The following is a 24,299-nucleotide window of genomic DNA, read 5'->3' on the forward strand; positions in this document are numbered from 1 at the left end:
CTATTCCCCTGAAAGCAGCTTGTTTAATTCCGCTTCGTTTGCAATAAATTCCAGGGCCTTAAGCACATCGGGGTCAGATTTAAGCCCGGCCTCTACTCTTCCTGACTGCCCCGCATAACGTGAAATTAACTCCAGGTAAAGCGTTCTGCGAATATCGGCTTCATCCTTGTTGAACTGCGTTTCTTTCTCATTCGATATTGCTGTTCTCAATCCATTTAATTGGTTTTCTGCCCCCTCTACTCCTGAAAGTTCCTGGGATAAATCATCAAGTAATTTTTCTGAGTCAGTCGTAAAATTAAACTCCTGTTCAGTAAGATAATCCCTGAATTCTGAATAAACTTCATCAGGCAACTCACCATATTCAAATGAATTATGTGTGGCCTCATATTCTGTTGCAAAATCGAAATACATTCCCTGTTGAAGTAATGCTATCTCAAGAATGCTCAGCTCACCTGTACCAGACTCTATATCGGGCTCAATACCTCTTCCCTCATATACCGTTCTGCCATTTCTGGTTTTAAACTCTCTTTTGGATGAATCCGCATTCATAACAGCAGAGTTGCGCCCCTGATGAGTGTACTGAATAGATTGTATACTTCTTCCACTCGGAATATAGTAACGGGAAATAGTGATCTTCAGAGAGGTGTTATAAGGCAAGGGTTTAACAACCTGAACCAAACCCTTTCCAAAACTTTGCTCACCTACTATTAAAGCACGATCTAAGTCCTGAAGCGCACCAGCAACCACTTCTGAGGCACTGGCACTACCTTCATTCATCAAAACTACCACAGGTTTTTCAAACATTATAGGTTCGCGGGTCGCAAAAGTCTGGTTGTATTCAGCTACTCGTCCGCGGATATCGACAACAGTGATACCGGGTTCAATAAATTTATCAATAATACCAACCGCTTCCTGTAATATTCCGCCCGGATTATCCCGCAAATCAATAACCAAGCCATTTAAGTCAGTACTTTCAGTCAAACTAATCATGGCTTCTCTGACTTCTTCCGCGGAGTTACTGCCAAATTGGGTTAACCGTACATATCCTGTTTTCTTTTCATTTCCAATCAATCCGGAATATGAAATATTACTCACTTCAATGCGCTGGCGGGTCAGTGTGAAATCGAGCGTTTGATCTAATCCAAACCGTTCAATAGAAATGGTAACTTCAGAACCCACCTCACCACTTGTGAGTGCGTTTACTTCTTCAGGTTGAAGTCTTTCGGTAGAAACACCATCAACAGCAACAATGACATCACCAGCCCGAATGCCTACCTGCTCAGCCGGACCTCCTTCCGCAGGTGCAATCACCACGACTTCGCCGTCCCGATATCCAGCTTCAATACCAATGCCAGCATAATTTCCCCGTGACATAATCTCAGCCTGCTCATTCTGAGATTCATTGAACATGACCGTGTAAGGATCAAGAGTCTCTAGCATCGCGTCGAGACCGTTTCGCATTAATACCTCGGGATCTACTTCATCCACATATTCGAGCGCAACGTTTTCATATGCCTTGCTAAAAATGCTGAAGTTCTTTTTTATCAGGAAATAGATATCCGACTGTTGTGCAGCAATGCCAACCGAAGCCAGCACAATCAGTGCAGTCGCAAAACCTGCTTTATATTTCCCTTTCCTCGTCATGCTTAATTAGTTGGCAGAAATTCTAAGTGTCTGACCTACATAAATGCGGTTTCCGGAAATGTTATTCAGACTTCTCAATTGACTTAATCCTACGCCAAAACTTTCAGCAATTTCACTCAGTGTATCATTCTGTTTAACGGTGTAGGTAGTATAATTGTCACTATCTGTAGAGGTTGCTGAAGCAATAAATATGTCCTCGCCGCGTCTTTGCTTACGTTCAATGGCTTGCTTTTCTGCATAGCTCATTTCATTAACTTTTTCATAGTGATTCTTACGGCTATTTGGGACATGAATAGTGAGTGATTGCCCAACACGGATGGTATTTCCGATTCCATTCCATGTACGAATATTCCATGCCCTGACATCATACCATTCAGCGATATGTCCAACGGTATCACCTGTCTTCACTTTGTAAGTAACGGCAGTAGAATTTGCTGGAGCACTGACCTGAGAAGAAGATGTTCTTCTGGTAGTTACGCTTCGTTGCTGATTTGTGGGTTTGTTAGCTGAAATTTGTGTAGCACTTCCCTGAGGCAGCGGAACAACGATTTTCTGTCCTGGATAAATAGTGCTCGATAAATTCTCATTGGAACCATATAAACCTGCTACAGTAGTTCCATATTTCCGTGCGATAATACCCAAAGATTCCCCTCTTTGAACCGTGTGCATAGTAATATTCTGACTGCGGCTTTCTTTTGGAATCTCCTTGTAATTAGCCAAAAACTCTTCCTGATCTGTATCCACAGGAATTTTTAGAGGATACTTACCGCCCGGAGGTGTAGCCCATCGCAGTAATTCAGGGTTATATTCTTTCAATTCTTCGGTAGTGATTCCAGCTGCAGCAGCTAAATCAGCCAGTTCCATCAAACCGTCCACTTCCACTACTTTATAGGAATAAGGCTCTCCGGGATAAGACTTCTGGAAACCAAACTCTTCCGGATTCATCCCAATAAGTGTCGTAGCTATAAATCCTGGTACATAACCACGGGTTTCTCTTGGGAGATACGGATATGCAGCCCAGTAATCTTCCACTCCACCTGCTCTGTTTATGGCTCGTTTCAGGCCCCGTGGACTGATGTTGTAATTTGCCATGGCCAGGTGCCAGTCACCCCAAATGTTGTACAGATCTCTTAGATGGCGTGCAGCTGCACGAGTAGCTTTTTCAGGGTCACGGCGTTCGTCAATCCACCAGTTTGCCTCCAACCCATAAACGGAGCCGGTTGCACGGATAAACTGCCACATTCCAACTGCTGCGGCCCAACTTCTAGCACTTGGGTTCAAGCCACTTTCAATAAATGCGAGATAGGTAAGTTCTTCTGGTACACCTTCTTCTCTGAAAATTTTGCGCATCATTGGCTGATATTTAACCGCACGCTGAAGCCATGTTTCCATTACTTCCGGCCGGCGAAGTGTGTAATATACCAGGTGGCGATTAACCTTATCATTTTGGATAAGCGGAACGTCTGTTTTATTCAATGGCAGATCGTCAGGGAAGTCATAATCTTCTTTCATCCAGCTATCATCTTCCGAGAATAATTCTTCCTGGATCGCAAAAATTTCACCTTCCGGCTCATTACCAACCTCTGTGATACCATAAAACTGGCGATATTCTGAGATTACGGAGCGATACAATTCTGTGAAGCGCCGGTCCCCCCGAATTTCAGGATAGTCATCCAAAAGACCCTGAGTAGCAGCCACAGCATCATTTATTTGAGCTTCAGCTTCCAATGGATCGTTACTTACCTGTGCTTCCATAGCCTTAATATGGATACGATAGATATCCGAAATTCGGCTCATAATGTCTTTCTGGAAGTTATCCAGTTCCTGCATAGCTGGCTGCTGGATAACACCATCACCATCCTCTATACCTTGCATTGGGCTTTTATAGTCTAAAAGCCGGAGAGGCATGTCTTTCAAATCAAGTGTTGCAGTTGTGTCCTGAGCAGAAATGCCCGGAGCGATAAACATACAACAGGTTATGGCAATAGCCGTTTTTCGTAACTTCTTAAGCATGTAGTTGGAGATGATTTTAAATTTTTATCTAAAGTACTAATTATTGCATAGAATTGGGAGAGTTGAACTCACGGCATGAACAACGCAAAAAATACCAAATTAGCGCTCTTCTTTCTGAATTTTTCCAGATTCGATGATTTGCTTTTCCTGACCGGTCCATCGCTGTACCAAGGGCCACCTGCGCCCGGTTCCAAATGCCTTAGCCGAAACTTTTAGCCCCGGGGGTGCCTGAAACCGCTTGTGTTCATTTAAATCTACTAATCGGAGGGTTTTATCTACGATTTGCTCTTCAATTCCGCTGCTGATGATTTCTTCTCTTGATCGCTGCTCTTCCAGATAGTATTTCAAAATGGCATCTAAAGTTCCGTAATCTGGTAAAGAATCTGAATCTTTTTGATCAGGGCGTAATTCAGCACTTGGAGCTTTTGTCAAAATGGCGTTCGGGATCACTTCTTCCCTATAATACTCTTCGTTCAACCAGCGACAAATATCATACACTTCAGTTTTATAAATATCTGAAATTACAGATAGTCCACCCGCCATATCACCATAAAGAGTGCAATACCCAACAGCCATTTCAGATTTATTACCCGTATTGAGGAGCATATATCCAAACTTATTGGCAATCGCCATCAACAAATCTCCGCGGGAACGACTCTGCAGATTCTCTTCTGCTACATTGAATTCTGCACCTTCAAAAACCAGAGAAAGTGCCTTTAAATATTCATCATATATATTTTTGATTGGGATTTGAAGCAGTTCAACACCCAGATTTTGAGCCAGTTTTTCAGAGTCGAATACACTGCCTTCGGATGAAAACTCTGAAGGCATCGTCACAGCTTTTACATTTTCAGCACCGAGGGCTTCCCTCGCGATCGTGCAAACAAGAGCAGAATCAATTCCTCCGCTCAATCCCAGAATAACTTTTTCGGCTGCCTTCGATTTTTTCAGGTAATCCCGAACACCCATTACCAGCCCCTCAAACATTACCTGTTCTTTGGATGGGGTTTCTAGATTCTTTTCAACATCAGTAATTGCTTCAACTACTTCAGTCTCTTCATTAAAAATGAGATCCATAAAATGTGGCTCAAATCGCTTTGAACGGGCAATCATTTTTCCTGAGCCATCAAATGCCAAGGAATCGCCATCAAACAGTAGTTCCGTTTGTGCTCCAACCTGATTCACATAAAACAATGGAATCCCAAGCTGCCGGGCATGGTTCTGGAGCATATTCTTCCGGGTTACCGGCTTATCTTTATTGAAAGGAGATGCTGAAATATTAATGATCGCTTTCGCTCCTTTTTTTGCAAGCACCTCGGCTGGATTCACATCATAAATGTGGTACTGAATATCGTTATCGTTAAACCATATATCTTCGCAAACCGTAATCCCGAACGGAAATCCTTTGATAACCACCGGCTCAAATTCATTGCCAGGCTCAAAATATCGCAAGTCATCAAACACATCATACGTTGGAAGTAGTGCTTTATGAACCCTTTCAAACTCTTCTCCATGTTGAGCAACAATAGCTGAATTATAACATCGGCGGCCTTTTCCGGTCAGGTTATCCGTAATAGAACCGAACACAACCGTTGTTTCTCCCGTTGAATCAATAATTTCGTTGTTCATCTTGTAGATCAGTTCCCGAAAAACTTTACGCTCCATCAAATCCATTGGAGGATAGCCACAGGTTACCAATTCAGGCAGTAGTAACAGTTCTATTCCGTCTTCCTCAGCCTGTTGTATAGCCGATAGAATCAGTTCTTTATTTCCGCTCAAATCCCCGATTATGGGGTTCAGTTGTTGAAGTCGTATGCGCACAATCCCTTAATTAATTCGATTTAAGATAAGTAGATAACATGAAAGTTGAGAGTTGATAAAGTGTTGAAAAGAGTAATCACTTTATCACCCTATCAAGCATTATTTTACGTACACCGTTTTGGTATTTACGAATTCACGAATGCCATACAAACCAAGCTCTCGTCCATATCCGGAATTTTTGATTCCACCGAATGGAAGTCTTGGGTCTGATTTAACAAAGTCGTTGACAAAACAACAACCGGCTTCCAGTTTTGCAGCTGCAATTTCTTCAGCACGATCCACATCCTGAGAGTAAACAGAAGCTCCCAACCCGTAATTTGTATCATTGGCTACTCTGATGGCTTCTTCCTCATCTTTCACTTTTATGATGCTAGCTACCGGTCCAAAAAGTTCCTCTGAATAAGCTGGCATTCCGGGTTTTACATTCGTCAATATAGAGACCGGGTAAAACGCCCCTTCTCCTTCTGGCTTTTCCCCTCCAAGTACTAACCGGGCCCCATGTTTAACACTCTCCTGAACCTGTTTATGAAGCTGGTCTCTAAGGTCAACCCGTGCTTGTGGACCCACATCTGTGTGTTCATCAAATGGATCCCCCACTTTTCTGTTCTCCATCAACCTGGTGAATTCATCCAGAAATTCATCATAAACCTCTTCCACAACCACAAATCTCTTAGCAGCAATACAGCTTTGTCCACTATTCAAAAGCCGAGAGTTGACACAAGACTCTGCACTGGCTTCTATATCAGCGTCCTTCAGGATGATAGAAGGATCGCTGCCACCAAGCTCGAGAACGGTTTTCTTAAGCATTTCACCAGCCTGAGCGGCAACGGCTTTGCCTGCACGGGTACTGCCCGTTAAAGTCACTGCGGCAATTCCTTCATGCTGTATAACTTTTTTCATACCTGATTTATCCCGGATAATACTTCGAAATAAATCTTTGGGAACACCAGCCTCATGAATAATCTCTTCGATCTTTAATGCGCAACCCGTGGTATTTTCTGAATGCTTTAGAATAGCACCGTTTCCAGCCATTAAAGCGGGAGCTGCAAACCTGAAAAGTTGCCAGAACGGAAAATTCCAGGGCATGATTGCCAGCACAACTCCCAATGCATTGAAGGTTACATAGCTTTTGGAAGCACCGGTTTTCACAGCATCATTCGCTAAAAAAGCCTCCGCATGTTCGGCATAATATTCACAAACCCATGCACATTTCTCAGCTTCTCCTATTCCCTGATTCAGCGGCTTCCCCATTTCTTCAGCCATTAACCGACCAAGTTCTTCTTTCCGTGTTTTTAGTATTTCAGCAATTTTATTCAGATAAGAGGCCCTTTCTTCAAAGGATTTTAGTTTCCAATCACTTTGAACCACATTCGCCTTTTTTATAATCGTATCCACTTCATCAAAGCTCATCTCTTTATAGTCTTTGATGACTTTTCCGGTTGCCGGATTAATAGTTTTCATAATATTCTCCTTTTATCACCCTTAACAAAAAGGGACTTAATCGAATTCAAAGTTTCAGGCGTGCTTCTGTACCGCAGATAGAATGATATGAAGTACTTCTTCCAAAAGTTCATCTTCAATAATCAGAGGCGGAGCTAAACGAATAAGCGTATTGGAGTGAAGAGTCCAGCCCAGCAAAATGCCATTCTCAAAACAGTCTTCAACAACTTTTTTAGTCAGATCCCAGCTTTCCAGCTGAAGCCCCAGCATAGCTCCTTTACCACGGACTTCTACAATACCTTTTCCGGTAAGTGTTTGCTTGATCAACTTTTCAATTTCTTTAGCACGCTGAAGGTAATTTCCAGATAGCAGTTCTCTGAGATTGGCAAAAGCAGCTGCGGCCGAAACAGGGTGACCGCCAAAAGTAGTCACATGATTAAGCGGTGGGTCGTATTTAAACGTCTGAAAAATTTCTAAGGATGAAACAAAAGCTCCCATAGGCATCCCTCCGGCCATTGCTTTGGCCAGGCAAAGGATATCCGGAACGACCTGGTATTCTTCAAACGCAAATAGGTTTCCTGTACGGCCGAAGCCGCTTTGAATTTCATCAAAGATCAAAAGAGCACCTGCTTCATCGCATTTAGTCCTCACTTTTTTCAACCACTCTTTTCGGGCAGGGATAATGCCACCTTCCCCCTGAATGGGCTCCATAATAACCGCAGCTGTTTTATCATCGATAAGATCTAATCCTTCATCCGAATTAAAGTCTAGAAAATGGACATCCGGCAACAGCGGTAAATATGGATCCCGATACACATCGCGGCCGGTTACGCTTAGAGAACCATGAGTATCTCCGTGATAACTGTTTTTAAAACCGATCAGTTTTGAACGACCCGTGAATTTTTTGGCGAGCTTTAAAGCCCCTTCTGTAGCTTCTGTACCGCTATTTACAAAATATACCTGATTTAATTTTTCAGGCAGATTTGAAGTCAATAATTCGGCAAAATCTACCTGCGGTTTCTGGACAAACTCTCCATATACCATCACATGAAGATGTTTATCTACCTGTTCATGAATGGCCTGAATTACTTTAGGGTGACGATGTCCGAGGCTGCTGACGGCTATTCCAGATATAAAATCAACGAAGCGCTTATTATCTGTTGTGAATAAATATGGGCCCTCCGCGTGAGATATTTCCAATCCCATGGGGGCATCACTGGTTTGAGCTATGTGCTTAAGGAATTTATCTAACACTGAATTGGCCGAATTTTTTCCTTAAGGTAATAATTCTTGCCGGATAGTTGAGGGCTGATAAAGTGATTTTGGCTCTATCAACTTCAAATTCCAAACTTAATCATCCCATTCATCAAGGAGCTTTAGAAATTCTTCTTGCATGGCTTTCCCTTTATTGCGGGCATACCAAAGATGCAGATTTTCAGTTGCCGCCTTATTTTCTATATCAGGATTTGCCCGTTCGCTCATGTATATATCCTGAATCTGTTTTGGCCGGGGCCCCCAGGTTCCCAAAACATTCAGGGTTTCGGTATCCAATGCAATCAGTTTGGGAATGGAGCGCGAACTATTGGTTAAAAACTCATCCATCACTTCAGGGTACTGGTCTCGGAGAATGAGCTTCAACTCGATGTTATGTGAAAGCGAAGACATTTTATAAATAAACGGTAAAGATTGTGCTGCATCCCCACACCAGCCCTCCGTTATAACCAGCCAGGTCATCTTCTTTGAGAAGTTGTTAAGTTGATTGGCAAGTTCGTCTGATATGTTCGCCCTCTTCTCCCATTTAGAAGATCGGTGAATGTTCAGCTTTGTGTATTCCAGCATATCGGGGCGGTTATCTTCGTTAGTAGTCCGGCCTTCATTAAATAACTTATTTACCAGATCTGTGTATTCGCCAAATGAATATGCTTTTTCAAGAAGACTTTTTGTAATAATTGAATCTACAGCTGTTTCCATAAATGATATTTAGCTCAAAAAGTTAATAGTGCGTCTTTCGATGAAAATTTTAAGTAACCGACTATATGGAAGTCTTAACAATCTGATTTCTTACCTCTTTCGTAGTCCATGAAAACAAATTTATTTGGAGATTTCATGAAGAAGATAAAATCAGCGTTGGTTATAAGTGATAATATTATTGTGCTTCAGGAAATGAAGCGAATGCTTGCTAATCTGGAAATCAAACATGTTTTTGAAGCTTATGATTCGGACTCAGGATTAAAATCAGCAAAAAAATACCAGCCCGATTATACATTTATTGATATGGATTTGGGAAAGAATTCTTCATTAAAAACACTTGAGTTGATAGAATCAAAAACCAGTACTCGTATTATCCTCATGGAGAAAAAGTGTGTCTTGAAAAATGAAATCTTAACCAATTCAAAATATACCCTTCTTGAAAAACCAGTGACATTAAACAGACTGAACGATATTGTACACCCAAATCTTAGTTTTGCTGCTTTATTACAGGAAGCACGTAAGCTGGTTAAAGAAGAATCTGTAGCAACAATGTTCCAGATATAAAGATGACAAAACTTAAAGAAGCGAAGAACTTTATACGCATCACAATGTCATATTCAGCTTGCTTGCCTTCCAGTTTCCAGACGAATACACTTAGTGCCAAGTAAGCTATAAATGTAACAACCCCAAAAATAGTCCCCAGCAGCTGGTTTTGAAGGTAAAGCATTATAGTTATTAACATGGCACCACCGATAAACAGAATCGCGAAAAACCACTGAACGCCCTTTAACCCGAATTGAACAGCAAAAGTATGATCACCTCTTTCCAAATCTTCCTCTGTTTGATAGACCTGAGAAACCGGATATAAGCTTAGGATAATAGCAGCTACCCCTATCGCAATTATATCCTGAGTAAAAGTGATTGGATAACCTCCCGCTGCAAGATATCCAAGGAAAAATGAATTTGTACCGGTGCTGATTCCAATGGCAATGATACTACGAACAGGCCTTCCTTTCCATCGTGCCAGCGGAGTTGAATACAGCCAGAAAAAGATCATGCTCACCCCATAAATTATAGCATAATTCCAACCAACCATAGAAGCCCACCCTAATCCCGCGAACTGAATAATCAAAGAGGCTGGCCACATCCATTTGTTCATTTTTGGCGGCGATTTTAACCCACCAATAGGTCCTTCATCTTTATCCCACCAAGAGTTGTAGGCTGTAGCGCCTCCGAAAAGCAGTACATGTACATTTAAGAACTGAAGCCAAAACTGCCGCCAGTTGATATCTTCAACAAATAACGCAGCCAGTAAATACCCTCCGGAAAGGATAAAAAACTGGTAGTGCAAACGAAGATGTATAATGAATTTCAGTAACTGTTTCAAAATTACTACACCTGATTGTTCAACATTAAAGAGCGCCTCTTCACGCCCAATCTAAACTTTAAATTTAAACTTTGAATTTTTAATTCCTGAATAATCATTCCTTATCTTTGTGTCATGTTATTAGAAAGAGAACAAACTGAGACAGAAAATCTTGTGGCTGAGCACGAATGGCTTCATGAAAAACAGAATCATGAGGAGCGTGTAGATGCCTTGCTGAATGACTACCTGGAAGCACGATCACGCCAGGAGAAGAATCCAGTCATGGATTTCATGTTTGAGTATTATGCATTCCGCCCATCTGGTTTAAGAAGATGGTCTCCGGGAATGGGCCTGGCATTGTCCTTTTCTGATTTTGATCAACTTCCCGAAATAAGTGAACTCACCATTCAGGAGGATATCGCATTTGTTGATCCTGCTTTGTTTCCTGAGAAGCGGATATCTTCGTTAAAATGGATGCTGAAGATGCTGGAGAATACACAATCCAGCCGGCCCTCTTTTGGGTGTTTTGGAATGCACGAATGGGCCATGGTTTATAAAACGGATAACCCACGCCATCAGCAGGTTCCTATGCGAATGGAACGGGATGAACTAGCAGAATTTGTGGAATCAAGACCGCTTTTGTGTACTCATTTTGATGCTTTCCGTTTTTTTACCAAACCTGCCAGGCCCATGAATCGGTTTGAATTATCCCGGGAAAAATTTCACGAAATGGAGCAACCCGGCTGTATCCATTCCAATATGGATTTATACAAATGGGCGTTTAAAATGTATCCGTGGATTCCCAGCTCTTTAATTCTGGATGCTTTTGAATTGGCCGTCGAAGCACGCTACATTGATATGCAGGCCAGTCCCTATGATCTAAGAGCGCAGGGATTGGAACCCATCAAAATTGAGACCGAAGCAGGACGGAAAGAATACAAGCAGAAGCAGGAAATGATTTTCCAAAAAGGCCTGCCTATTCGCGAGCAAATTATTGAAAATATGAGGGGTATTTTAGAGAGAGTTGAGAGTTGATAGGGTGATTGGAGTTATATTTTCTATTTAGTCCTTATCTAAAACAGGGGCAAATTTAAGAGTCATTATGCATCACTGTATCAACTCTCAACGCTCAACGCTCAACTCTCAATCCTTACTGATGCCGGTAATATACTTTTGCAACTACTTTCCAGCCGCTTTCGAACTTCAACAACGAAAGATAATCAGTAAACACATGCTTACCCTCATGGTGTAGTTCTAGTTCAACAGAAGCTGCATTTCCGGTAACACTTATGCTAGTAAACTTGGATTCCCAGACATTCTTTTCAGGATCAAAATCGGGACTTTCTTTTCGGTTCTTAGTGCTTTCAATCCAGTTTGAGATGGGATACCTGCCAATTTCTTCTCCATTCACAGAAAAGATCGCAAAGTCTTTATGAAAGGCTTCAGCCATCGCTTCCGGATTCAATTCATTAAAAGCTCCATGAACGTAGCCATTCATAATTACTTTTTTAACGGCTTCTTCTTCCTTTGGAATGTACTCGGTGGCATTCATTCCCACGAGTAGAAAGACAAATACAAAAACAGAACTTAATAGTACAGATCGCTTCATAATGTAATCGGTTTGGTGAGTATTGATACTGACTTATCACGTTAATGAATTTAATTAGTTACAAGATGGCGTTGAAAGTTGTGAGTTGATATAGTGCGCTCACTAACTGAATAATTTCTTTAGAGCCTGATTCACTTTTCTGACTTCTTCATCGCCAATTTCAAAATAGAATGTAGCACGAATAGTTTTGGGACCAAACGGAATCATCACAATGCCTTCATTTTCCAATTTCTTTAAAGCAGAAGCAGCATCTGCCTCCAACACATCAAAAATCAGGATATTGGTTTGTAGGCTATCCATATCTACTGAAAGCTTACTGCATTCGGAAATTACTTCAGCTACTTCCCGGGCTCTGCGGTGATCTTCTTTTAACAAATCCCAATGATAATCTACCGCATATTCGGCCGCCGCCGCAAGCAGGCCAACCTGTCGCATCCCCCCGCCCCACATTTTGCGGTACCGGCGCGCTTTGGCAATATTCTCTTTTGAAGAAAGCAACATAGAGCCGACCGGAGCTCCCAGCCCTTTGGAGAAACAAATTGAAATAGTATCAGCGATCTTTCCGAAATACTCAGATTCTATACCGGTGGCTGTCATAGCATTCCAGATACGAGCTCCGTCCAGGTGAACCATCAGGTTATGATCATCAGCAAACTCTTTGATCTCGCTCAATTCTTCTTTTGAATAGCACACACCTCCGCCTTTATTCGTCGTATTTTCGATGCATACTACTTTGGTTTTGGGCTCCCAATCAAAATTTCCACGGACATTATTTTCCAAAACACCGCGATTTAATTTCCCTTTGCTTCCCTGTAAAGTCTTTACCTGAACACCGGAAAGTGCCGGTGTTGCCGACGTCTCATAATTGAAAATGTGTCCCTTTTCATCAATCAGGATTTCATCTCCGGGTTCGGTTAATACCTTAATGCTCAACTGGTTACTCATGGTTCCGCTTGGCACAAACAGCCCGGCTTCCATCCCAAACATTGCCGCCATTTTATCCTGAAATTTATTCACGGTCGGGTCAGACTCAAATACATCATCCCCTACTTCAGCCGATATCATGGCCTTTAGCATTTCAGAAGTTGGACGGGTTACAGTATCGCTTCGTAAATCAATCATACTTTCATTTTGCTTTTTCATTTTCAAGGAATATAATCAATACCTGATGCGAACATAAGTCACGCTTTCTCAGCACATGAAAAAATGTTTAAAAGTTTACCACGCTCTTTTGGGGTATTCTGTCTTTCCGGAGGTTTGTTGTATTGAAGATTGAGGCCAAATACGATGTAATTATAGCAGGTGGTGGATTGTCGGGACTAAGCCTGGCCTGGTACTTAGCCAAAGGTGGTTACAAGGGTGAGGTACTTGTAGCAGATTCAACCTTTGCCCCAACCAACGACAAAACCTGGTGTTTCTGGACCAATAAAGAGCCTCCTTTTCGGGACATCGTTTATAAAAGATGGAAAAAGACCTGGGTTTCAGTTCTGGACTACAGCACATTCCGCTATTTGAATGAGTACAGCTATTACTGTATTCGAAGCGGAGATTTCAGGGAATATGTGCTTCGTGAACTGAAGAAGTATAAAAACTTTGACCTGTTGGAAGACAACATCCTCGACTTTTCATCCAGCAATACCAAGGCTGTGATGCTCACCAAAGGGGGCGACAGCTATATTGCCAATCACATTTTCCAAAGTGTGATGAAGCCAAAAAACCTGGACAGGTCTCAAATTAAATATCCTCTCATTCAACATTTTTTGGGATGGGAGATAAAAGCTATTGAACCTGCTTTTGATCCAGAGACATTCACCATCATGGATTTTGACAGCGAGTTCTCGCCGGGAGTTGGGTTTATGTATGTGCTTCCCTTCACCCCGGAAAAAGCACTGCTGGAATTCACCGTATTTTCAGGGGAGCCTATGGAGAAGAAAAAATATAAAAAGAAAATCAGGCATTACCTGTTGCATGAACTTGGGCTTGACAAGGATCACTATGAAATTGAACGAAAGGAATATGGGGAGATCCCAATGGAGGACCGGCCTCACATTCCTTTTTATGATAAAAACATATTCAACTTAGGAGCTGTGGGTGGGCAGACCAAGCCCAGTACCGGTTACACCTTCACGCGTATACAAGACTACACCCAGAAGCTTGCCCAGAATCTCATTCAGGGATTTGATCCACTTCCGCCTCAGCAATCGAAATTTAAGTACCGGTATTATGACCTGCTTTTGCTGCATATCTTAACCAATTCGACGGAAGACAGCCTCCGGGTATTCCGGTCACTCTTCAAAAAAAATAACTTTGACGAGCTTTTCAGGTTTCTTGGGGAAGAGACCAGTTTTAAACAAGACTTAAAGATCATGTCATCTGTGCCCTACATCCCTTTCTTCAAGGCGATATGGAAGAACTTATGAAACGATAATAGCTGCATATCCATTTTATGAAGTGAATTTTCAAAAAAGGAACAATGTATTATGGAAACTGAGAAGCTCCAAGATTATACAACCGACCTTTATGCACTTCTTAAACACACTCAGAAAGTTGTAAAAACGCAAAAGAGTTCAAATAAAGTAAGTCATTCAAAAGCTGTTGATTTACTCCACGATATTGATGTGGCATTATCCGAACAGCTGACCGATTTTGATGCAATGGAAGATCTGCTGAATGACGATACCGCTTCAACCATCAAAGAAAAAATGGCTACGGTCTCTGGTTCATTGGCTGGTTTAATGAATACACAGCGCGAAGATCCTGTTTCAAAAATGTTGCGTGATGATTACACCGCGTTGAGCATGATTGCATCAGGCTATACCATGTTACATACCGTAGCATTAGGAGCTGGTGAAGACAACCTGGCTGAATTTACCAAATCCAGCCTGACAACCATCGCTGCTCTGATTACAGAAACAAGCCGTGTAATGCCCCATATTGTTGCAAGTGAACTTGATGTGGAACAAATAGCGGAAGCGGCAGAGACTAATACACAGGAATGCTGGAATCCAGAGACTATGATGGCTGAAGCCTGATATTAATTTTGATTTACTCGTGCTACAGAGCCCGGTTAGCGCCGGGCTTTTCTATTCTGTAAACAGGTATTGAGAAAGCATTGTTAGCGCAGCGGTCTCAGCTCTCAGTCTGTTCTTTCCAAGGGAAATCATATGTGCTCCTTTATCTTTCGCCAGCTCTATTTCCCTATCCGAGAAACCTCCTTCTGGTCCTACCAGCAATAAATTCTTTTCGTGCTTCAGAGGTTCAGGCCTTTGGACTTCCGCCTCAACATGGGCCATCACCGAATGATACCCTTGATACTGCTTGAATACATCATCCAGTGAGCTTAAATACTTTACTTCGGGCAGCCATCTTCTTTTACTCTGTTTAAATGCACTTATAACAATCGATTGCAGGCGATCTTCATTTATTTTTGAACGCTCTGAATGATCAGCATTAAACACACAAATTTCCCAGGCTCCCAACTCTACAGCTTTCTCAACAGCAAATTCCAGCCGATCTCGTTTTTTTATAGCTCCAAACACCATCACTTTTTTTGTCTTCGGTTCCGGCTCTTGATCGGTTTCCAGGATATCAGCAAATACCGATTTTTTTGATATAGATGAGACCTTCGTTTTATATAAACTTCCCTTCCCATCAGAGGCGTACAATTCGTCACCTACATTAAAACGCAATACTTTGGATGCATGAGCCGCTTCCTGATCAACCAGTTCCAGATGATTTCCGATAATATGTTCAGGATGTGTAAAAAAGATATTATCCATAAACCAGCTATTAAATTAAGCTATTCGGTATTCGATTTTCTCTTGTAATAAACTCCGGGCTCAAATTCAGTTTCGCCGGTTTCAAACATTAGTTCTATGTAGGGAATGCAGAGTCCGCACCCGCAGCTGCAAAAATCCTCTGCCTGAAGTTCTCCTACAGATGTAATGTCTTTCTCTTTAGCAAAGGCTTTTACTTCTTTGAAGCTCCGGCTGTGACAAATACATCTGTTGACCAAGTATCGACTCATGGTTGCTTGAAATGCTTTCCGAGCTTTAAGTCCTGTCCCTGGTAATTGCTATCAATTTCTTCACCGTATACAAAGTCAGGTTTTTCGGCATTCGGCTCAAACTGCATGCTAAACATCGTCTGTCCATCTTCGATCATAAAGGGAACATCGTGCGAACGTACTTCAAGTACGGCCCGGGCCCCCTGATCTTCCACCGATCCCCCAAAACCACTATCGAAGAAGCCCGCGTAATGCGTACGAAGTTCACCTGACCCGGTGTCGTAAGCCATCATTTCACAAGCAAGGTGGGCAGGAACCCTGATTCGTTCTTTGGATGCAAAAATATAGAAAGCCTCCGGCTCCAGAATAAGCTGATCGTTTTGCTGAGCATAGATTGGTTCCCAAAATTCTTCAACGGCATAATGATCTATATTCTCCAAATCGATATAATTATTATGCTTCTTGGCTTTATAGCCAATAATGTCACCCTTCTTTCCTTTCAGGTCCACACTCATGAAGAGTCCCTGTTTTACCTTGATCTTCTCCATAGAAACAGGCTTTCTTTTCTCATTAAAAAGAAGCGGATCAGCAGCATGTATCCTGAGCAGGTCCTGATCCGGGAGTACCTCAAAACCATGGCGAACACGGAGCTGATTTAACCGCTGTCCGGTTTTCACTTTTATGGAGAATGATTTAGGAACAACCTCAAGGTACATTTTACCGCGGTACCCGGGAGTGATTTCTTCAAAACGATGGGAATAATCAGTAATGACTCTGGTGAATACATCCAGTCGACCCGTAGAACTTTTCGGATTTGCCTTAGCGGAAAGATTTTCAACAGTTCCTAATTTCACCTCACTCTCTTCCTGGTTCCCATTAAAAAGTCCCTTTTGAATCGTATTATTTGATTCCGGAAGCTTGAGCTCTTCCAGCAGGGGAATGATGTATACACAATTTTGCTCCAGCACGGCCCCGCCTGTAATCGGCACTTCATACATTTTCAGCTTTTCCACTTTCTCTTCTACCGTATCATTTTCTGGCAGGAAACTACAACGAACACGATATGCAACTTCTCCAAGACGTAAATCAATAGAATTGGGCTGAAACTGATCGTCCTGAATCGGATGGCTTGGATCAGAGGTTATAATACCAAGAGCATGAAGCAACTTGAGTTTTTGAACCGGTAAAATTCCTTTTGTGCGAAGCTGAACTTCTTTCAGAGTCTCGGGCATATTCAAATAGCGTGCTTATTTTCGACTGAAGATAACGACCACGTTCCAATATTCAATATTGAATATTGAATAGTGATTATTCATTTTTGATTCAATATTCACGTCATTTTATAAGACTCATCTTTCTGATAGAAACCTGATTACCAGCTTTAAGCCTATAATAATACACTCCGCTTGCTAATTCACCGGCATTCCATGATACCAGATAGGCGCCTGCTAACTTCCTTCCATCCACTAACTTTTCAACTTGCTGCCCCATAACGTTATATATAGTCAGCGAAACATCGGCTGCTTGTTTTAATGTGTATTTTATAGTTGTGACTGGATTAAATGGATTTGGATAATTTTGCTCCAAACTGAATCGGTCAGCTTTCCCGTCATCTTCATTATTCACCATCTCGGAATGGGTTAAACGGATACCAAGCCGCGGCATTAATTCTGTATTAACTGATTTAAACACCGGTTTTTTGAGTTCACTTACATGCTGTTTTTTCTGACGAGCTTCAATTTGAAATGAATAGGAATCTCCTTCTTCCATATGTATGGTTTCGCCGGTTTCGTAATCCGTAATTATGAAAGACCAGCTTTCGGGAATATTATGGAAATCAGGCCAGCTGAGTATATACGTTCCGCTTATACCTGCATCAAAGATAGCAAGTTCATACTTTTGATTCTCAATGGGATTCTCGGCCCTTGCATCCTGTACCAGCAATTCAGTTTTTGAATTATCATTTGTATGCAAGAAGCCCAGATATGGAGTTCCATCGAAGGGATACATTTTACTTCCATCATAAGCATCGAGTTGTTCTGAGGAATGCGGGCTAAAGAAAAGTTTATTTGATATGTCTTTCTGACCCGTTGGTGCTTCCAGATGCAATTCAATGAGCCTGTAAGCATCATTTTTCTGTTTTGAAAAATAGTATACTTCTGCTTCATCAGAAGTTTGTGCAGACATCGGAATAGTCAATCTGGTTGTTTCATTGTCATCTCTTTCAATAAAAAAACCAGACCAGGTACTAACTACGGCCCCGGTTCCAAAATTAACTGTGTTCAATCCATTTGAATCATAAAAATAAAGCGGACTCTTCAATCCCCCGTTAATCCCACCGCTGCCATTTCCCTGAATATCATCAAGGGTTATGTTGCTCAAAAAAGGATTCCCAATGAGCGTAAATTTTTCTGAGATATCAATATTAACATCTGATGCAGGTTCCTGGCCTGAGGCATCCAGTTTTAAAGGAAGTTCGGTGCTGCCATTCAGATTATTATCAAAAAAGTAGGCCAGAAACCCCAAACCATCTCCCCAGGATGAATAAATATCATCCGGTGACAGATACCCGTTTCCTGCCGAACCATCTGATGCCGGATTAATGTATATGTTTGGATCTGCTGTTGCATTGTTTCCACCCGCGATACCCTGAACCGCCATATCGTCTGCGATTTCTGTTACAGAAGCATTTGTTACCGGAAAAGAGAGCACTCTCCATCCTGCTTCACCCGAAATTTCTACTTGTGAGGCAATGGGTTCAATTTTGATCTTAAAATTTCGGCTGGTTGTAAACGTATAGGTCGAATCCTCTGCCATGGCTATGATTGAATCTTCATCCTCATCAATGAAATCCAGCTTCCACAAATTTGAAATGTTTTTAAAATCAGTCCAGCTAATCGTCAGTTCCCCAAAAAAATCGGCATGTTCCACTTCAAGACTATAAACCTGAACAGTATCAGGGAATAAATGGCGGGCATCCTGAACTAATTGTACTTCTCCAGCCCCAAAATTTTGCACAAAATACATATAGGGATTTCCAGGAGTGATTGAAGCCAGTTTTGAGCCATCGTATCCATCCTGATCTTCAGTTCCATTGTCATGGAAATACAACTTGTTGCTATAATCCTTTGTGCCGTTATCAGCATCCAGTTGAAAAGAGATTTCTCTAAAGCTGAACTCAGCTTCCGGATCAGATACCGGAGATGCAAGCGTGTCAAAATAGGCCCTGCGGATGAGTGTGGTATCATGAATAAAGGGATTTTTGTTTCCCTGGATACTTTCGATTCTCAAACTTCGGGCTACTTCATCTGCATTAACAGGATCCTGGGCATGCCATTCGTAAAGCGTCTCTTTCATATCCGAGAAAAATGCATCATTGGTGCCTTCAGAAACTACATCAGAATTATCTTGGTAAAGAGTCCAAAAATAGAAAATGGCACGGGCAATATTTCCTTTAAAATCTTCCCTTGGCTCAAACGCTGTAGTTGTAGCTTCACTGTATAAATTAATATTGGAAACGGGAATACTGGACGATTGTGTCCCATTATAGAGCCAGGTATCCGTTTCCGCATCCGAAATCTCCGCAAACTTAAGGCTGCCCCGAATTGAATTAACGGTCTGCCAAGTTGGGAAAAGATGATGAATATCACTGACCATCGGTGAGGCCGAATCAAAAAAGCCCTGAGGCCATACATGCTCGGTGTTGAATTCCGAACCGGATGAACCGGGAGTTCTGGAGCCATCTGCCGTTACCTCAAGCCCGGTATATACACAATAGATTTTCCCACTTGAAGTCACATCCAGCGAGATAAACATAGAATCTCTGGCAGTGTTGTAGCTTTTGATGGTGGTGGGATAGTAATCCTCTTTTATTGATGAAATAAGTTCTGAACCATACTCATCTGGAAGTATATCTTCAGTTTGTGCTTTAAGAAGTGAATGAAATCCACAAAAAAACAGGGTGATAAATAGGAGATTAAATTTTTTGCTGATCAAAAAGACACCTGAATCAAATTAAAAAATGGTACCTGAGTTTATTAATCAGGTACCATTCAGTGAACAATAACTTATCAATGCTGTTATAAATCAATGTCATTCATTTCAGCATCTTTTGCTTTTTTCCGATCCCGTAACTTTTTGATGGCATATCCTCCGCCAGCCGCTGCAAGCAAGCTTAATCCCCCATCAATAGGAGCCTGAGATGGAGCCGATGGCAAGCCCGGCTGAGCCACTGCAATTGTTGAAAGTAACAGGATGAACGCGAGTGCAATAATAATATAAATCAGTGTTTTCATAGTCTTTATTTTTTAAAAAGCTATCAGCTTTCAGATCTAAATTTCTTATTTAATTAATGTCATTTGTCGGGTCAATACCTGATTGCCAGCCTGCAAGCGGTAGTAATAAATACCACTGGCATTATTAGCTGCATTCCAGTTTACACGGTATGTACCTGCCGACTTATTTTCACCAACAAGCGTTGCTACTTTTTGTCCCATCAAATTATAGATGGTCAATGACACCAGCCCGGCCTCAGTCACACTGTACTGAATTTGTGTAGTCGGATTAAATGGATTTGGATAATTCTGTTCCAGAGCAAAGCTTTCCGGAGTGGCATCGGGCTCATTGCCCGTCGTTGTGTTAGTTGAAAGTGCAATGCCAAACCTTGGTGTTGCTTGCTCAGCTGAAGCTTCCACAGCAGCGGGATTCAGAACACTGGTTGCCCGTACTTTCTGTACTGCATCCACATCAAATTCATAGGTACTACCCGGAATCATATTTTTAGTATTTCCGGTTTCAAAGTCCGTTAGCGTAAATGACCAGTCATCGGGGATATTGGTCATCTCTGGCCAGCTTAGTGTATACGTGCCACTAACTCCTGCATCACTTAAAACAAGTTCATAGGTTTGTTCTGTTTCCGGATTTAGTGACCGAGCATCCTGTACCAATAATTCATTGCCTTTACCGAAATCGTTTACGAATGAGATAAATGGTGATCCGTTTAGAGGTGTAAGTTTACCTCCATCAAAACCATCACGACCTTCTGCAGACTGATCAGAAAAATATAATTTCCCGGATCGGTCAACCTGATTATTCGGCGCTTCCAATAACAATTCAATTTCTCTGAACTCTTGTGGCTTTTCTTTAGAGAAATAAGAAGCCGTGGCGGCATCTGAAGTTTTACCAGCCTCAGGGAAAGTTAACTGAGTAGTAGAACTGCTGTTTCTCTGAATAAAGAATCCCTGCCAAGTGCTTATCACTTCTCCGTTAGCAGAGCCGAAGTTTTCAGTTATCCAGCTTCCACTGCCATCAGTAGCCACTCCGTCATCCCAGAAACTCGCCGGACTTATCAGTCCATCATTTACACCCTGACCTGAATCATTTCCTGTTAGCTGATCAAGTGCAAAGTTACTGGCAAATGGGTTTCCAACCAATGTCCAGGTATCAGAAAGGGTAACATCCACATCTCCGGAAGGCTCGGTTCCGGAAGCATCCAAAGTGATAGGCAGTTCTGAACTTCCATTTGAACTATTGTCGAAGAAGTACATAATGAAACCCAATCCGTCGCCCCAGGGTGTCGTAACATTTGTTGGGGTAGTATATCCATTCTGGGCAGTACCATCGGATGCGGTATTGATGTAAAAGTTAGCATCATCGCCAGTGTCAGCTCCTCCTGTAATTCCCTGAACGGCAGCATCGTCAGAGACATCTGCTACGGTTCCGTCTTCAATAGGCAGAGAAAGCATGCGCCACCCGGCGTTGCCTGAGATTTCGATGCTGCCATCCAACTCCCCGGGAGTGGCTTCTGATCTTTCACCTTCCACAAAAGCCTGGCTGCCTAATGGAAATTGAAAATGTCGGGTTCCATCTCCAACCGAAATAGTTGTTGAGTCTATGTTCGTACTATTGTATTCAAGCACCCATCTTCTTCCTGTACCAAAGAACAAATTTGTATTACCTTCATTATAATTTACTCCAGAAATAATTGTCCCCCATTCGGTTTCAAATTCAGCTTCAGTAGCCCCCCTGGTTATAATTAAAAACCCATTGCCTGGAATGATGGCTGAACCTGATCCATCACTGCCAATATCAAAAGTATATTCGCTGCTTACACCATCAGAAGAATATCTTATAAGATTACTTGAAGTAAGATCAACCGGGTCCGGACCAGTATTATATAGTTCAATAAATTCTGAATTGAAGTCAGAAGCCGCATCTGATACTTCAGTAATAAAAACACTGCCATTTGAAGGATTCACAATATTCTCAATAGAAATTGCACCCGATGTTGCCCCTGTCAAACCTGTTGAAGTAACTGAAACTGTATAATCATCGACAGCATCAAACTCGACATCACTAAAAGTTGCAATCCCATTTACAGCTGTAACAGGAGTGGTAGCAGAAAGTGCTCCTGAGCCACTTGCTTTGCTAATGGCAACAGAAGCTGAACTATTTTCATCAACCGAATTGTCTTCTCTTTGAACTTCTACAGTAAATGAACTAATAGCTGCATCTACAGCACCAGAAGAAGGAAAATTTTTTATCACGAGTTTAGTCGGAGCTGCAAGAACCTCAAAAGCAGAACTTGTTCCAGAGGTTAATCCAGAAGCATCATCAGAAGCCGTTATAGACACTCCGCTTTCAGCTTCATCATAGGTTACTCCTGATATTGTCACTGTATTAGAGCCATTTGCCATTACTCCAGTAACAGTATCTCCTAAACTACCAGTTCCTGTTGCCAGAGTCAGTGTAATATCCGTCTCAGAATCTACGTTTGCAGGATTATCATCCGAATCTTGAGCCTGTACAGTAACGCTAAAACCAGTTACTTCAGTTGGTGAATCTCCATTATTAATGGTAGTAATAACTAATTTTGTTGCTGCATCGCCTGAAGGAGGAGCAATTCCGAATCCTGTTAAATCTGTACCTCCGGCTACTTGTGAGAACCTTGTACTTGGATCAGTAAATCCCGTAGATCCAGTTGTTATACCTTCATTCAATTCAATATTCTGATTATATGTTTGTACTCCATTACCACTCCATCCCGAACCAGGGTCACCTGTACCAGGATCACCAAATACATCTGTCTCTACCCCGCCATACTCTACAGAAAGAGCATCATCACCATTAAAAGTGAAGCTTTTCTCTTCAAAAAGTATAGAGGTTAATCCTTCATTTGTTAAATATGTTTCTATGTCAGAAGTCCCAATCACCATCACATCACCAGGAGCCAGTGTCCCAGAAGAAACTGTATAATCCTCTTCTAAAGGATCTCCATTGGTACCTTTTTTTATCACAAGGTTATCAACTGAAAAATCTAATGTAGAACTGGTATTATTCCAGATTTCAATTCCCTTAGGAGTAGTACCTGAACTCGTTTCTATATACTGTGAAATAATTTGCCCCTGTACCCCCAAAGAGAAACTTAAAAGCATTAAAAGCGAAAAAAGGAACGTAGTAATCTTCTTCATAAATAGTCTTTTTTGTATTGTGATTGCTATTTGTACCCTTCGTTATTTTAAAGAGCGATTTAAAATGTGAAGCAAGAAAGACAATCTCTGTTATTAAATTGTTTCTATTTCTTAACCCCTTTCTTAAAAAAACACTATTCGGGGATATAATCCCCTCCGCGGACAAACATTAAAGACTTCTAATAAACTTTGTGTGCATGTAAAGCTCATCTTCCCAAAAAAAGAAAAGCCGGATAAGAAATCTTATCCGGCTTGAGTTGCAAATCCTGTAAATAAAAAAGGCCCCAAATCGGAGCCTTATAAAATCTTACTTTTTCTTCTTGTGTCTGTTTTTTCTCAGACGTTTTTTACGCTTATGCTTAGCTATTTTCGCGCGCTTTCTTTTTTTACCGCTTGGCATAAATACTCACCTACATGTGTTTTATAGAAATTACTGTTGTTCGAACAGCTTTGAAAATAAGAAGTTTTATCAGGTTTTCTAAATCAATTTTCAACCATATGTGCTTCATTCACTGCTTCTTTAAAATCTTTAGACATTTTAAGCACAGGTGCAAACTGCTCCGGCACAATCACTTCTTCGTTTGTTTTTGGATTACGGGCTACTCTTTGAGCTCGTTTAACAACTTTAAAACTGCCAAATCCTCTAAGCTCAATGTTCTCCCCTCTCTTCATAGCGTCAATAACAGTTTCCATAAAACCGTTAACAACAGCTTCAGTTTCAACTTTTGTTAAACCTACAGATGAAGAAATTACATCTACAATATCTGCTTTAGTCATAATCTAAAAGGTTGTTTATAAGTTTGTCTATAGTTTCTTAAAAAATACTATAATGAAAACAAAGCTTCCGAAAAATCGTTCACAAGATTGAAGAAATTACAAAGTTGGCTTTCATTGTTTTACATTCTATTCTTTCTTCACTAAAAGTCAACACCGCAATTCAAGCTTCCGTTTACTTTCTCA

General features: G+C 41.5%; 20 protein-coding genes. 4 read left to right on the forward strand and 16 right to left on the reverse strand.

The annotated features are described in order from the left end of the window. From RIB15_RS00900 to RIB15_RS00925, 6 genes are all read right to left on the reverse strand, one after another. The gene (locus tag RIB15_RS00900) at nt 1-1,644 is read right to left on the reverse strand and encodes a S41 family peptidase (RefSeq protein ID WP_350200262.1); all 1,644 of its coding nucleotides are present in this window, start codon (nt 1,642-1,644) and stop codon (nt 1-3) included. Nucleotides 1,645-1,650: 6 nt separating this feature from the next. Next, the gene (locus RIB15_RS00905; protein ID WP_350200263.1) at nt 1,651-3,657 is read right to left on the reverse strand and encodes a LysM peptidoglycan-binding domain-containing protein; all 2,007 of its coding nucleotides are present in this window, start codon (nt 3,655-3,657) and stop codon (nt 1,651-1,653) included. A 99-nt stretch (nt 3,658-3,756) separates the two neighbouring features. After that, nucleotides 3,757-5,478, reverse strand: coding sequence for an NAD+ synthase (locus RIB15_RS00910; protein ID WP_350200264.1), 1,722 nt, complete (start codon nt 5,476-5,478; stop codon nt 3,757-3,759). Between the two features lie 99 nt (nt 5,479-5,577). Continuing rightward, nucleotides 5,578-6,939, reverse strand: a complete 1,362-nt coding sequence (locus RIB15_RS00915) for an NAD-dependent succinate-semialdehyde dehydrogenase (RefSeq protein WP_350200265.1) — start codon at nt 6,937-6,939, stop codon at nt 5,578-5,580. 54 nt (nt 6,940-6,993) lie between these two features. Then, the gene (locus tag RIB15_RS00920) at nt 6,994-8,172 is read right to left on the reverse strand and encodes an aspartate aminotransferase family protein (RefSeq protein WP_350200266.1); all 1,179 of its coding nucleotides are present in this window, start codon (nt 8,170-8,172) and stop codon (nt 6,994-6,996) included. 96 nt (nt 8,173-8,268) lie between these two features. Further along, nucleotides 8,269-8,889: a thioredoxin family protein gene (locus RIB15_RS00925; RefSeq protein WP_350200267.1), complete on the reverse strand. Its 621-nt coding sequence runs from the start codon at nt 8,887-8,889 to the stop codon at nt 8,269-8,271. Between the two features lie 135 nt (nt 8,890-9,024). Between RIB15_RS00925 and RIB15_RS00930 the strand changes: the two genes are divergently transcribed. Continuing rightward, nucleotides 9,025-9,453, forward strand: coding sequence for a response regulator (locus RIB15_RS00930; protein ID WP_350200268.1), 429 nt, complete (start codon nt 9,025-9,027; stop codon nt 9,451-9,453). On the opposite strand, the gene RIB15_RS00935 is transcribed toward RIB15_RS00930, so the two are convergent. Continuing rightward, nucleotides 9,416-10,276 (reverse strand): UbiA family prenyltransferase, encoded by an 861-nt coding sequence (locus tag RIB15_RS00935; RefSeq protein ID WP_350200269.1) that lies wholly within the window; start codon nt 10,274-10,276, stop codon nt 9,416-9,418. The genes RIB15_RS00930 and RIB15_RS00935 overlap by 38 nt on opposite strands. Nucleotides 10,277-10,390: 114 nt before the next feature. Between RIB15_RS00935 and RIB15_RS00940 the strand changes: the two genes are divergently transcribed. Then, nucleotides 10,391-11,290, forward strand: a complete 900-nt coding sequence (locus RIB15_RS00940) for a 3-methyladenine DNA glycosylase (protein ID WP_350200270.1) — start codon at nt 10,391-10,393, stop codon at nt 11,288-11,290. A 115-nt stretch (nt 11,291-11,405) separates the two neighbouring features. Here the strand turns inward: RIB15_RS00940 and RIB15_RS00945 are convergent, their stop codons facing one another. Together RIB15_RS00945 and RIB15_RS00950 are read right to left on the reverse strand one after the other, a co-directional pair. Next, the gene (locus RIB15_RS00945; RefSeq protein WP_350200271.1) at nt 11,406-11,864 is read right to left on the reverse strand and encodes a nuclear transport factor 2 family protein; all 459 of its coding nucleotides are present in this window, start codon (nt 11,862-11,864) and stop codon (nt 11,406-11,408) included. A 102-nt stretch (nt 11,865-11,966) separates the two neighbouring features. Then, nucleotides 11,967-13,007, reverse strand: coding sequence for a threonine aldolase family protein (locus tag RIB15_RS00950; RefSeq protein WP_350200272.1), 1,041 nt, complete (start codon nt 13,005-13,007; stop codon nt 11,967-11,969). A 122-nt stretch (nt 13,008-13,129) separates the two neighbouring features. Here RIB15_RS00950 and RIB15_RS00955 point away from each other — a divergent pair, with 122 nt between their 5' ends. Next, a complete protein-coding gene (locus tag RIB15_RS00955) occupies nt 13,130-14,284 on the forward strand; it encodes a lycopene cyclase family protein (protein ID WP_350200273.1) in 1,155 nt (384 codons plus the stop codon). A 60-nt stretch (nt 14,285-14,344) separates the two neighbouring features. Beyond that, on the forward strand, nt 14,345-14,896 hold the full coding sequence (locus RIB15_RS00960) for a hypothetical protein (protein WP_350200274.1): 552 nt from the start codon (nt 14,345-14,347) through the stop codon (nt 14,894-14,896). 51 nt (nt 14,897-14,947) lie between these two features. Here the strand turns inward: RIB15_RS00960 and RIB15_RS00965 are convergent, their stop codons facing one another. The 7 genes from RIB15_RS00965 to RIB15_RS00995 form a co-directional block, all read right to left on the reverse strand. After that, entirely contained in the window at nt 14,948-15,643 is a 696-nt protein-coding gene (locus RIB15_RS00965; protein WP_350200275.1) for an RsmE family RNA methyltransferase, read from the reverse strand. A gap of 20 nt (nt 15,644-15,663) precedes the next feature. Next, the gene (locus tag RIB15_RS00970) at nt 15,664-15,891 is read right to left on the reverse strand and encodes a hypothetical protein (protein ID WP_350200276.1); all 228 of its coding nucleotides are present in this window, start codon (nt 15,889-15,891) and stop codon (nt 15,664-15,666) included. After that, the gene (locus RIB15_RS00975; protein ID WP_350200277.1) at nt 15,888-17,102 is read right to left on the reverse strand and encodes a 2'-deoxycytidine 5'-triphosphate deaminase; all 1,215 of its coding nucleotides are present in this window, start codon (nt 17,100-17,102) and stop codon (nt 15,888-15,890) included. Before RIB15_RS00975 ends, RIB15_RS00970 begins: the two co-directional genes overlap by 4 nt. 103 nt (nt 17,103-17,205) lie before the next feature. Further along, nucleotides 17,206-19,866 (reverse strand): endonuclease, encoded by a 2,661-nt coding sequence (locus RIB15_RS00980; RefSeq protein WP_350200278.1) that lies wholly within the window; start codon nt 19,864-19,866, stop codon nt 17,206-17,208. 83 nt (nt 19,867-19,949) lie between these two features. Continuing rightward, the gene (locus RIB15_RS00985) at nt 19,950-20,165 is read right to left on the reverse strand and encodes an Fjoh_0651 family PID-CTERM protein (RefSeq protein WP_350200279.1); all 216 of its coding nucleotides are present in this window, start codon (nt 20,163-20,165) and stop codon (nt 19,950-19,952) included. 45 nt (nt 20,166-20,210) lie between these two features. Continuing rightward, entirely contained in the window at nt 20,211-23,339 is a 3,129-nt protein-coding gene (locus RIB15_RS00990; RefSeq protein ID WP_350200280.1) for a lamin tail domain-containing protein, read from the reverse strand. 483 nt (nt 23,340-23,822) lie between these two features. After that, the gene (locus RIB15_RS00995) at nt 23,823-24,116 is read right to left on the reverse strand and encodes an HU family DNA-binding protein (protein WP_349354351.1); all 294 of its coding nucleotides are present in this window, start codon (nt 24,114-24,116) and stop codon (nt 23,823-23,825) included. Nucleotides 24,117-24,299: the final 183 nt, after the last annotated feature.

Origin of the sequence: Gracilimonas sp. (assembly GCF_040218225.1) — a bacterium.
GTDB lineage: Bacteria > Bacteroidota > Rhodothermia > Balneolales > Balneolaceae > Gracilimonas.

What these genes read in the sequence shown, in the direction of transcription:
- RIB15_RS00900 (WP_350200262.1), bottom strand. Translation starts at nt 1,644, where the DNA reads ATGACGAGGAAAGGGAAATATAAAGCAGGTTTTGCGACTGCACTGATT.
- RIB15_RS00905 (WP_350200263.1), bottom strand. Translation starts at nt 3,657, where the DNA reads ATGCTTAAGAAGTTACGAAAAACGGCTATTGCCATAACCTGTTGTATG.
- RIB15_RS00915 (WP_350200265.1), bottom strand. Translation starts at nt 6,939, where the DNA reads ATGAAAACTATTAATCCGGCAACCGGAAAAGTCATCAAAGACTATAAA.
- RIB15_RS00925 (WP_350200267.1), bottom strand. Translation starts at nt 8,889, where the DNA reads ATGGAAACAGCTGTAGATTCAATTATTACAAAAAGTCTTCTTGAAAAA.
- RIB15_RS00930 (WP_350200268.1), top strand. Translation starts at nt 9,025, where the DNA reads ATGAAGAAGATAAAATCAGCGTTGGTTATAAGTGATAATATTATTGTG.
- RIB15_RS00940 (WP_350200270.1), top strand. Translation starts at nt 10,391, where the DNA reads ATGTTATTAGAAAGAGAACAAACTGAGACAGAAAATCTTGTGGCTGAG.
- RIB15_RS00945 (WP_350200271.1), bottom strand. Translation starts at nt 11,864, where the DNA reads ATGAAGCGATCTGTACTATTAAGTTCTGTTTTTGTATTTGTCTTTCTA.
- RIB15_RS00950 (WP_350200272.1), bottom strand. Translation starts at nt 13,007, where the DNA reads ATGAAAAAGCAAAATGAAAGTATGATTGATTTACGAAGCGATACTGTA.
- RIB15_RS00960 (WP_350200274.1), top strand. Translation starts at nt 14,345, where the DNA reads ATGGAAACTGAGAAGCTCCAAGATTATACAACCGACCTTTATGCACTT.
- RIB15_RS00965 (WP_350200275.1), bottom strand. Translation starts at nt 15,643, where the DNA reads ATGGATAATATCTTTTTTACACATCCTGAACATATTATCGGAAATCAT.
- RIB15_RS00970 (WP_350200276.1), bottom strand. Translation starts at nt 15,891, where the DNA reads ATGAGTCGATACTTGGTCAACAGATGTATTTGTCACAGCCGGAGCTTC.
- RIB15_RS00975 (WP_350200277.1), bottom strand. Translation starts at nt 17,102, where the DNA reads ATGCCCGAGACTCTGAAAGAAGTTCAGCTTCGCACAAAAGGAATTTTA.
- RIB15_RS00985 (WP_350200279.1), bottom strand. Translation starts at nt 20,165, where the DNA reads ATGAAAACACTGATTTATATTATTATTGCACTCGCGTTCATCCTGTTA.
- RIB15_RS00990 (WP_350200280.1), bottom strand. Translation starts at nt 23,339, where the DNA reads ATGAAGAAGATTACTACGTTCCTTTTTTCGCTTTTAATGCTTTTAAGT.
- RIB15_RS00995 (WP_349354351.1), bottom strand. Translation starts at nt 24,116, where the DNA reads ATGACTAAAGCAGATATTGTAGATGTAATTTCTTCATCTGTAGGTTTA.